Annotated in this window: 5 protein-coding genes; all 5 read right to left on the bottom strand. The window is 29.0% G+C overall.

The features are described from left to right. Nucleotides 1-279: 279 nt before the first annotated feature. The 5 genes from QZ288_RS08670 to QZ288_RS08650 all read right to left on the bottom strand — a co-directional run bounded on the left by QZ288_RS08670 (nt 280) and on the right by QZ288_RS08650 (nt 10,656). On the bottom strand, nt 280-1,878 hold the full coding sequence (locus tag QZ288_RS08670) for a peptide ABC transporter substrate-binding protein (protein ID WP_295157775.1): 1,599 nt from the start codon (nt 1,876-1,878) through the stop codon (nt 280-282). 144 nt (nt 1,879-2,022) lie between these two features. After that, the gene (gene lpxD / locus QZ288_RS08665; RefSeq protein ID WP_295157772.1) at nt 2,023-3,063 is read right to left on the bottom strand and encodes a UDP-3-O-(3-hydroxymyristoyl)glucosamine N-acyltransferase; all 1,041 of its coding nucleotides are present in this window, start codon (nt 3,061-3,063) and stop codon (nt 2,023-2,025) included. Nucleotides 3,064-3,149: 86 nt separating this feature from the next. Next, entirely contained in the window at nt 3,150-3,578 is a 429-nt protein-coding gene (locus QZ288_RS08660; RefSeq protein ID WP_295157768.1) for an OmpH family outer membrane protein, read from the bottom strand. Nucleotides 3,579-3,616: 38 nt separating this feature from the next. Then, a complete protein-coding gene (gene bamA, locus QZ288_RS08655; protein WP_295157765.1) occupies nt 3,617-6,250 on the bottom strand; it encodes an outer membrane protein assembly factor BamA in 2,634 nt (877 codons plus the stop codon). Then, nucleotides 6,250-10,656, bottom strand: a complete 4,407-nt coding sequence (locus tag QZ288_RS08650; RefSeq protein ID WP_295157778.1) for a hypothetical protein — start codon at nt 10,654-10,656, stop codon at nt 6,250-6,252. Before QZ288_RS08650 ends, bamA begins: the two co-directional genes overlap by 1 nt. Nucleotides 10,657-10,660 lie beyond the last annotated feature (4 nt).

Below are 10,660 nucleotides of genomic sequence, written 5' to 3'. Positions count from 1 at the left end.
AGGGGATGCAGAAAGGAATCAAAGAAACTCAAATATCAATGGCTAAAAATATGAAGAAAGATAAAGTAGATTTTAATACAATTTCTAAATATACAGGATTAAGCATAGAAGAAATAGAAAATTTATAAGACAGTAATTTTTTTATGAATATAAATAAAAAATAAAAAACTTGTGAGTGCCTGACATTCGCGAAATGGCAGGGATTATGCCGATATCGGAACAAATTTTTTATGAATATAATAAAAAAGCCCCGTCTTTTTTAGATGAGGCTTTATTTTATTATTCTAAATATGCATAATGAAATTGATATTCCTGTAATGGAGTTAATACATAATCTTTTAATCTCCTGCTTACAAGAGTAGGATTTGAAGGATTATATATAGGTATAAGCAAATTATCTTCAGCTATTAATATTTTTTCAGCCTCATGCATAGCTTTCATTCTTATTTCCTGATTAGCATTGTTTCTTGCAGTTTCAATATATATATCAAACTGTCTATTACTGTATCCTGATGTATTTTGACTTCTATAACTCAAATAATTTTCTAAGAAAGTCATAGGATCGCTGTAATCTCCAATCCATAAAGTTCTTATAAGCTGATAATTTTTTTCGCTTCTCATTTGCTGATATGCTGCCCATTCCATAGATGATATTATCAAATCTATTCCCAAATTTTCTTTCCACATCTGCTGAATAGCCTCTGCAGTTTGTATATAAACTAAATCTGCAGTAGTTTTATATTCTAATACAGGAAAACCGTCTCCATTAGGATATCCTGCTTCAGCTAATAGTTTCTTAGCCATTTCTATATTATTAGAATAAGCCTCTTTCGATAAATCTATATACTGTCCTCCATTCTCTCTGAAATCTCCTTGAACATCATAAGCACCAATAGGCACCCAAGCACTTGTCGGACTTTTAGCTGTAGGAACAACATTTTCTACTATATAGTTTCTGTCTATTGCCAAAGATAAAGCTTTTCTTATTCTTATATCTTTTAATACCTCATCAGAAGCATTAATACCGAATGCAACTGTAGAGAAATAAGGAGCAATATTAACTATTTTGTCAGCTTTTAATTTTTCTAAATCCTGCTCTGTAATATAAACTGAAAAATCTAATGAACCGTCTTTAATACCTGCTAATGATAAAGAGGCATCTTTCATCATAATAAAGGTAATTTTCTCCGGAACTATATTATCTTTATTCCAATAATTTGTATTTTTTATTACTACTATCTTTTCATCAGGATTTCTTTCAGTCATAATAAAAGCACCGTTTCCGATATAGCTTTCAGGATTTAAAGACCATTTATCTCCATACTTTTCAATTATATCTTTTCTAACAGGTGCAAATATAGGATAAGTTAAAATATCTAAAAAATATCCTGTAGGAACTTCTAAAGCTATTTCTAATATATAATCATCATAAGCTTTTACTCCTAATTCCTCTGACGGAAGTTCGCCTGAAAGTACTTTAACTGCATTTTTTATATACTCTATAAAAGAAGTATATTCTGCACCGCTTGAAGGATCAGCTGCTCTACGCAATGCATATACAAAATCATCAGCAGTTACACTTTTTCCGTCAGACCACTTTGCATTGGTTCTTAATTGAAAAGTGTATTTAAGTCCGTCTGAAGATATATCCCAGCTTTCGCATGCTCCAGCCTGAAGATTTCCTTCTTTATCCTTTGTAATTAAAGTTTCAAATACATGTCTAGGATATACAAAATCATTGCCGGATATAGTAGGGTCTATAGTTTTAGGCTCTTCTCCTGCATTGATGAATAATTCTTTACTATTTCTTGTCTTTGAAGATGAACATGACAATATCATAATGAATATTATTGACAGCAGCAATATTTTTCTAAACATAACTTTATCCTTAAATATATATTATTAGTTATCATAATACTATAATAATTAATATAATGCAATATTTTACATAACAACTTTAAAAAGTTTTATATTATGCTGAAAGTTTTATAATTTTAATCTGCTGTATTAAATATTATAATATTACTTTTTTCTTTTTATTTTCACTTTAAAATGTTCTTCCGCCAAATCAATTAATTCAGGAAGTTTTTGTTCTGCAATCATCTTTAACTTTTCTCTTTCTATACTTTGTGCAGGAGAACCAAGCATTACAGAGTTAGAAGGTATTTTTACATTCGACATAACGCCTGTTCTTCCTCCGAATATTACTCTGTCTCCTAATGTTACATGATCAGCTAAAGCAGCCTGCCCTCCCAATATACAATGATGCCCTATTTTAGAGCTTCCTGCTATTCCTACCTGAGATACTATAATAGAATGCTCTCCTATATCGCAGTTATGTGCTATTTGAACCAAATTATCTATTTTAACGCCTTCTCTTATTATAGTAGAACCTAAAGTCGCTCTGTCAATACATACATTTGCCCCAATCTCTACATCATTTTCTATTATAACATTTCCTCTTTGAGGTATTTTCATTTGCCTGCCGTTTACTTCAAAGAATCCAAAGCCGTCATTTCCTATAACAGTAGAAGAACCAATTATAACTTTATCTTTTATTATGCATTTATCATGAATAGAAGCATTAGCATATATAATGCAGTTTTCTCCTATAATTACATCATCTCCCAAAAAAACATTTGCTTCTATAACAGTTCCCTTACCAATTATAGTATTTTTTCCTATATGTGCATTATCTCCTATATAGGCATTATCAGATATATTAGCATTTTCTTTTATTACAGCAGTTTTTTCTATTGTTCCTAATTGATATTTTTTATCTTCAAATAATATATAAAGCAGTTTAATAAATACTTCTTTTGGATTATTATGTATTAATATTGTTTTATTTTTTAAATCTTTCAATTCATTTGCCGCATCTTCTCTTAATACCAATACATTTGCTTTACTGCTTAAAGCATCTTCAAGATATTTATTATTATCTATGCATACTATAGAGTTTTCAATAATATCATTAATTGGAGATAATGAAGATATTTCTGTGTTTTCATCTCCTATAATCTTTTTTGCCTGAATTAAATTGCTTATATCATTTACTTTCATAATATATTATTCTCCTAATTAAAAAACTAAAATGCATTAAAAAAATTATTAATACATTTTAGCTATGATAGTTTTAAATTATTTTTTTATTTCAGCAAAGAAGTTCTTACGCTGGCTATAACTGCATCTGTAATATCAAAATTTCTATCTGCATAAAGTATAGCATGCTCAGTTCTTTCTAGGATTAAAGTATATCCCTCTTTTTTCACTATTCCTATAAGACCTGCAGCCACCTGTCTTTTTACCTCTCCTCTTAATGAATAATCTCTATTATTATTTTGTATTATTGAAGTATCTTCCATATTGGTATTATTATTCTGAGATTTATACTGCTCTAATCTTTCTTTTAATTTATTATTAAGTTCCTGATCATTTGTAATTTCTTTTATCACTCTTTCAAGATCAATATACCCTACTTTTGTAAGTCTGTATGATTGTGTAAACAGACTAGGACTGATAATTGATACTGTAAGTACTGCTATAAATAATAAAGTCATAATATAATATTTTTTCATTTTTATCTCCTTAAAATTTAATATAAAAGTTTAATATATTAATAGAATGGATGATTCATAGTGAATGCAATTCCCCATCCTCTTCCAAGCCATTTTCCTAATGGAGTAAATCCGTCTCCTTCAAAATCTTTAAGCCCCTTACCAAATCCTACATCATCTTTATTATAAACAAATCTTTTTGCAACATAGAACCTTATATTAAATATAGGTATCGTAAGCCTTACGCCAAAACCAACTGAATATATATATTGAGAAGGATCAAACATATCTTTAATATTCATAAATTGAGAAGGATAAGTTTTGGCATCTCCGTCTTGATTCCAGCCTGTACTTCCGGGCATCCATAGCTGACCTGCATCTAAGAAAGTAACAAATCCCACAGTTTTTGGTATAATAGGTATGCGAAGCTCGGCAAAGAATCTTACTTTTGCTCTTCCATAGCTCCAAGAATCAATAGGTGCAGAACCGCTTTGAGAAGGCGTGCCTTTCATATCGTATGTTGATAAACCTCTGTTTTTCTTGAATATAGTATATTTAGAAGTATCCCATCCTCGTACATCTTCAAACGGATTAAGATAATAAAGTACATCAGCATCATTCTGTAAAGGAAGTCCGGGAGTAGCGATGATTTGCCCTATTTCTCCATAGAATGCAAATGAAAGCCATTTTGTAGCAGGCACAGCCAAAAATCCTGTTAAATTAAGCCTTGTTAATTGAGTATGTCCGAAATATAAATCTACCATACCTCTTAAGAAACTCCCTCTTGTAGGATTAAGATAATCATTTCTGCTGTCTCTTAGAAGTGAATACGATATAATAAATGTAGTAAACCAATCGCTTTCCCATCTTTGAAAAGAACCATTTTTTTTATTAACTCTATGTACTAAATATTTCCTTATATCACTAAGCACATGATTAGGTCCGTTTTCATTTGCTCCTTGATCATGCCATTGCTGATACTGCTGTACTATAGTATCAAATGTTATGAATGTAGAATAATAATCAGCAAAATAGTATCCAAGTCTTACTATTCCCTCAAAACCATGTCTTGTATAGTATGAATATTTAGGTATTCCAAATTGCCCTTTTCCTATTTCATATCCTGTATTTATGCCTTCATTGAAGTAAGATAAATCAACTCCTATATATATAGGCAGATTAAGCAAATAAGGCTCGGCAAAATTAAGAGCTATACGCTTTTGAGTTTCTCCTAATTCTCCGCTTAATCCAAGCTGAAGCCCTCTTCCCAAGAAGTTATTTTCTCTTACAGATGCAAATACCTTAAAGCCTGAGCCTGTAGAGAAACCTCCTCCTCCTGAAATCATAGCAGTTTTACCTTCAGAAACATTTAAATTTAATTCCATAAGTCCTTCAGCAGAACCCGGCTTTACTCCTATACTAATATTATCAAAAAACTGAGTATTATATAGTCTTTCCTGAACCCTTTGTATTTTTGCAGTATTGAATACTTCGCCCGGTTTTATATCTACATATCTTTCTATAACGAAATCTTTTGTTTTTGTATTTCCTGCTATTGTGATATTTTCTATATGTGCTTTATCATTTTCTACTATATCATACATTATATTTACTATTTTATTTTCTTCATTAACTGTAATTACAGGTATAACCTGCCTGAATATATAGCCTCTTTCAGAATATTTATTTTGTATGCCTTGATAATCAGTCATATGATAAGTATAATTATATAATGAGCCTTTTTTTGATTTTATATCTCTTTGTATATTGTCCGAAGGTATAATAAAGTTGCCTTTAAATCCTATATCTCCGAAATAGTATTTATCGCCTTCATCAACATAAATATCTATAATCAAATCCTGTTCATTTTTTATTTCAGGATTACGCCATTGATATGTAAATTTAACATTATCAACTTTTGCCTTATAATAGCCTCTGTCAGCATAATATTTTACTATTTTAGTTTTATCTTCTTCAAATTTAAACTCATTAAATTTTCCTAAAGACATAAATCCGTTTTCTTTTGTAGACATTTGTCTTTTAAGTTCATTTGCAGAAAAGTGAGTATTTCCGTGAAATCTTATATTAGCTACTTTTACTTCATTTCCCTCAACTATATTCATCTGCACCAAAACATCTGATGCACCGGAATTTTCTATAACTTTAGGCTCTACATAAGCTTTCAAATATCCCTTATCCTGATAATTAGTTATAATAGCATTAACAGCCTCATTTAATTTTTGCGGTATATACGGATCTCCCGCCTTCATTATAGGTTTTACAGCATCATTTAAAGCGGTTCTGCTTAAACGCTTATTTCCAATATATTCTATATCCTTTATTATAAACCTTTCAGAAACTATGATATTAAGCACAACGCCGTCATCTTCTCTATTAGCATCAATTGCCACTCTGTCAAATAACTGCGTTTCAAATAATTTTTTTACAGCATCATTTATTTTTGTTCTTTGAAATTTACTTCCTGCTTTTATAGGAAAATTATTTTTTATCTGCTCTTTTGTAAGTCTGGCTTCTCCTGTAACATCTATACGGTTTATTACAAGCCCTTCATATACAGCTATATTTCCTGATGTTTGCAAATTTTTAAAATCACTTTCAGCTGCTATTAATAATACAGCAGTAAGCACAAAAAAAGAAAGTAAAATAATACAATTTTTTCTAATAAACTTCACTAAAATCTCCACCGAGTAACTATATTAAAATCTTGTCCTTTTCCAAGAATATCGAAAGGATTTATTTTATACTCAAAAACAAAATTTGCAAGTCTGTAATTTTTTAATAAAGACACTTCAAAGCCGAATTGATGATCAAAATAGTAAGGATCTACAGGTTTTCCGTTCAAACTAGGTTTTGATGTATCATTAACTCTGTAAGTAACATCATATTTTAAATACAAATATTTAGAAACATATTTTCCTATGCCAACGCTCGTATTATCCCAAACAGATGTAGGACTTATATTATTATTATTTGTAAATATAAGGTTATTTATAACGGTAGGGCTTAAGTTGATATAATCTATTCCCAAGAATTGACGGAACCATCTTTCAACAGGTCTTAATACAGTACTTTTCAAAATCAGGTCGCTGTAATTCATAGTAAGCTGCTGAATCTGATCATTATTCATAGTATTTCTATTTGCGGTGCTGTCTGCAAACATCTGTTCCTCTCTGTTTCCGAAAGTTCCCTGAGGTATTCCTGCAAGCTGATTTACCTGATATTGCCCTAAAGCAGGTATAGTATAGAATTTTACAGGAGATGATACTCCGTCTTTAGAAGATATTAATTGAGAGAGCCTTGTATTCATTTCCATATATAAAGTAACATTTTCGCCTGCTAATTCATTTTCAAATGACTGAGAAGATATATTGGCGGTTGCAGGATAATATTTTTTATATGTATATGCAGTAGCTTCTATTATAGGATCCAAAGTATTATTAGGTGGGAATGTAATAGAGCCGCTTTCTAATTGATAAATATTCTGTAAATAATATATACTTCCTCTTTCTGCATTAATTGTTCCTGCAAGTTCTATGCCGTCCATAATAGTATTATAAACTCTCATTTTTGAACCCTCTTCAAGGTAAACATCTCCTACAAAATTATGGGCAACTCTCACCTGCTTCCAAGCCTCTATTGTAAAATCCCAATAAATTTTACTTAATATTCCATAAACTCTTTCTTTATACCTATTTTGCGATGATATAGAAAGCTGCACATCGCTTTTCATTAAAGTTAATATTCCTCCTATTCTAGGAGCTGCTATATTTCCTCCTACAGCAATATCCACATGCAAAGGACCTTTAACTTTAGCAATTCCTAAATTTAGATTGCCGTCTAAAAGTCCAAGCTGTTCATCTGAAGATAATAAGTCAAATGCCATATAATTTATAGTATTTTTAAAAATTTCTGCCTCGCCTGTAATACTCAAATTCTTTTTTTTCTTTGAAGTGAAAGTTAGATTATTAACATTAAATGTATGCCCGTCAAAATTAAAATCTACTATTGTGTCATCAAATATATCATTAAAATATGCTATTTTTACTTTTCTGCCATGTCCTAAAAATCTTCCGTCAATAGCAACATTATCATAATCTCCGTGTATATGTGCATATAATGTATAAGGATTTCCGTCTACTATAAAATTAGTAGGAGATGAATTTATTTCTTTAAATAATACATTGAATATTTCAAAAATTTCTACATTTATCAAATCTGATGTAACTAATAAATCAACCTGATCTTTTTTAGTATTTTTAATAACTCCGTTTATATTAAGCATATCATAATTATCATATATATATTTTATATCTGTTTTAGTATTTCCATCTTCTTTAGAAAGAAAGCCGTTTATACCATGATTTTTTGTATTTGTAAATATAATATCTTCGCCGTCATAAGTAACCATAGTTCCAAATTCAGGCAGTTTTCTTTTATTTATTGTAATAGGTGTTGTTTGTATTCTATATTCCTGTTTTCCGTCTGCTAATTTTCTCATATTATAATCTATAGTACCTGAAAATGAGCTTAAATATACCAGATTATTAACTTCTACTTTCATATTCTGAAGTTCTTTTGAAAAATAAGCATAAGGAATTTTTATCTGCTGTTTTTTAGCGAATGTTTTTGATTCAAGAACTCCGAAAGTTCCTGTTTTGGTTATTAATACATCTTTTACTTCTAATTCATTTTCTTTATAATATCCTACTAAAGATATATCAAACTGCATTCCCGGTATTTGAAAATCTTTTATATCAAATTTTTCAAGATAAATTACAGGACTATTCATCAATCCTATTATAGTGGCATTGGCAGTTAATAATCCGTAAGCCTTTCCGCTGATATCAAAAGGCAGATGATTTACTGTTAATTTTCCGTATATATTATTTTTATTAATAGAAGTATCTATAGCAAATATACCGTCATTATCTATATCTTTTAATAAAGCTGTAAACTTACCGATACCGTCTGAAGAACTTAATACACCGTCTCCTGATACTCTGTTTTCGCCGTAATCCAAAATTATATTTGTAAACATTATGCTTTGATTGGATAATTCAAATTGAGTATTCAAAGCAAATATAGGTGCTAAATTTTTATTAGCCTTTATATTTCCATGCATATATATGGGGCTTTGAGTATAATTATTTATATCCAAGTCTACATTTATGTCTATATCTTTTATCTTTAATATTTTAGGAGTTTTAATATTTAAATCCATAAGACCATTTGTTTGAATTACTCCGCTTGCTATAAGCTCCGAACCGTCCGTTGAGGCATATATTATCCTATTTCCATTGGTGGAAGCAGTTGTAAAACCATTAAATTTATAATCGCCTGCAGGAGTACCAATATTTCCATTCAGCTTAACATTTAAGTTTTTATCATATTCTATTTTAGCATTTGCATTTATACCGCTGTTTTCAGAAAGCCTATAGTAAATATCATCAATATCTATTGTATTTTTATAAGCAGATACTCCTATTCTTATTAAATATTCCTCTGTATATATTTTTTTAGATGATGCTTTCAGTATATGAACATTTCCTTTGCCATCTGTATATGCTGCATTACTCATACTATAATCAATATTAAGAGATGATAAACTATCTATTATATTCTGCCCCAATAATACTACAAATATTTCCTGAGGTACTATACCTTTTGCAGAAGCTAATATAGGAGCATTATTATCTAAACTATAACTTGCATAAAAAGGCTGTCCGTATCTGTTATTTATTAAATTAAGAAATATCTTTTTTTCAGGCTTTTTATATAAAAATTCAAATATTAATGGGTTTTGTATGGAATTTGCATAGCTGAGTGAAGATATAGTAAATCTGGACTTTATTTCTTTATCATTTGCATTTATAGGTTTTAAATATAATTTTGAAGATAAATAATTTGCACCTGCTTTTATATTATTAATATTTAAAGACAGAAAACTTGATATAGGATCATTTAACGGTACTATTCCGCTTGCTATGATATCGCCTTCTAAAATATTAATATAAGCATTTGAAAAAACTATGCTGTTATTTGTAAGGCTGGCATCAGCTAAAACATTGAATAATTTATCTCTTATACTCAAATTAAAATCTATATGAGAATCTTCCTTCTTATCGAAGGAATAATATCCGTATGCATTTAATTTAGCATCTCTGAATGTATTTATATAATTGCTTACAGCTGTTATTGTTTTATTATCCAACTTTATAAATTTATAAACAATAGGAGTATCTAAAGCTATATTCATTAATTTGTATACGGTATCTTTTGTTATATTTATATTTGTTAAGAATAAATCTGCATCTTTGCTGTTATAATTATATTTAATATTCATAAAGTCATAATTATTTTCATTCTTTATGCCTGCTTCTAATACATCATATTTATTAGTAATATTAAATTTATAATCAAATAAATCTCCATATTCGTCTTTGGCATATATTTCTGAATTTATTTCTGATAAATTGGTAGTACTTTTTAAAGAGAAATTTATTAATGTTTTATCAGGCAGGTTTAGATTATATGAAAGAAAATAGCCGTAATCTCTGAAATTACCATTTAGAGAATTTAGAGATATATCTGTAACATTATCATTATCAACTATCTTTGCAGAAAAATTATTTATATTAATATTTTTATCTATAAATAAAGAGGCAATATTATTGGCTATTTCTGCTACATCATTGATAGAAGTTTTATTAGTGCTGCTGCTTTTAAATATTGATGTATCCATAAGTAAAGGATAAAATTCAGCATCATTTATATTTATATCGCTTAAAAGGTATAAAGGATCTCTTTTTATAAATATTCTAAAAATATTAAACCTTAAAGAAGCCCTATCCATATTAAAAAATTCTTCTGATTTATTTTTAGAATATAATTTAACATTATCTAAAACTAATTCTAATTTATAAGATATGCTTATATCCGATATATATATATCTATAGGACTTACTTTATTTATATATGCAATTACATTATCCAAATATTTCTGCTTATTAGATAATACTAATGATACACTGAATAAGGCAGGTATTATAAAAGCTAGCAGGGTTGTAGCTATATACATTCTA

It is taken from the genome of uncultured Brachyspira sp. (assembly GCF_910578695.1).
In the GTDB taxonomy this organism is placed as follows: domain Bacteria; phylum Spirochaetota; class Brachyspiria; order Brachyspirales; family Brachyspiraceae; genus Brachyspira.
Note: the sequence above shows the minus strand (reverse complement) of the source record. Positions and strands in the feature narration are given on the sequence as shown.

What these genes read in the sequence shown, in the direction of transcription:
- QZ288_RS08670 (WP_295157775.1), bottom strand. Translation starts at nt 1,878, where the DNA reads ATGTTTAGAAAAATATTGCTGCTGTCAATAATATTCATTATGATATTG.
- lpxD (WP_295157772.1), bottom strand. Translation starts at nt 3,063, where the DNA reads ATGAAAGTAAATGATATAAGCAATTTAATTCAGGCAAAAAAGATTATA.
- QZ288_RS08660 (WP_295157768.1), bottom strand. Translation starts at nt 3,578, where the DNA reads ATGAAAAAATATTATATTATGACTTTATTATTTATAGCAGTACTTACA.
- QZ288_RS08650 (WP_295157778.1), bottom strand. Translation starts at nt 10,656, where the DNA reads ATGTATATAGCTACAACCCTGCTAGCTTTTATAATACCTGCCTTATTC.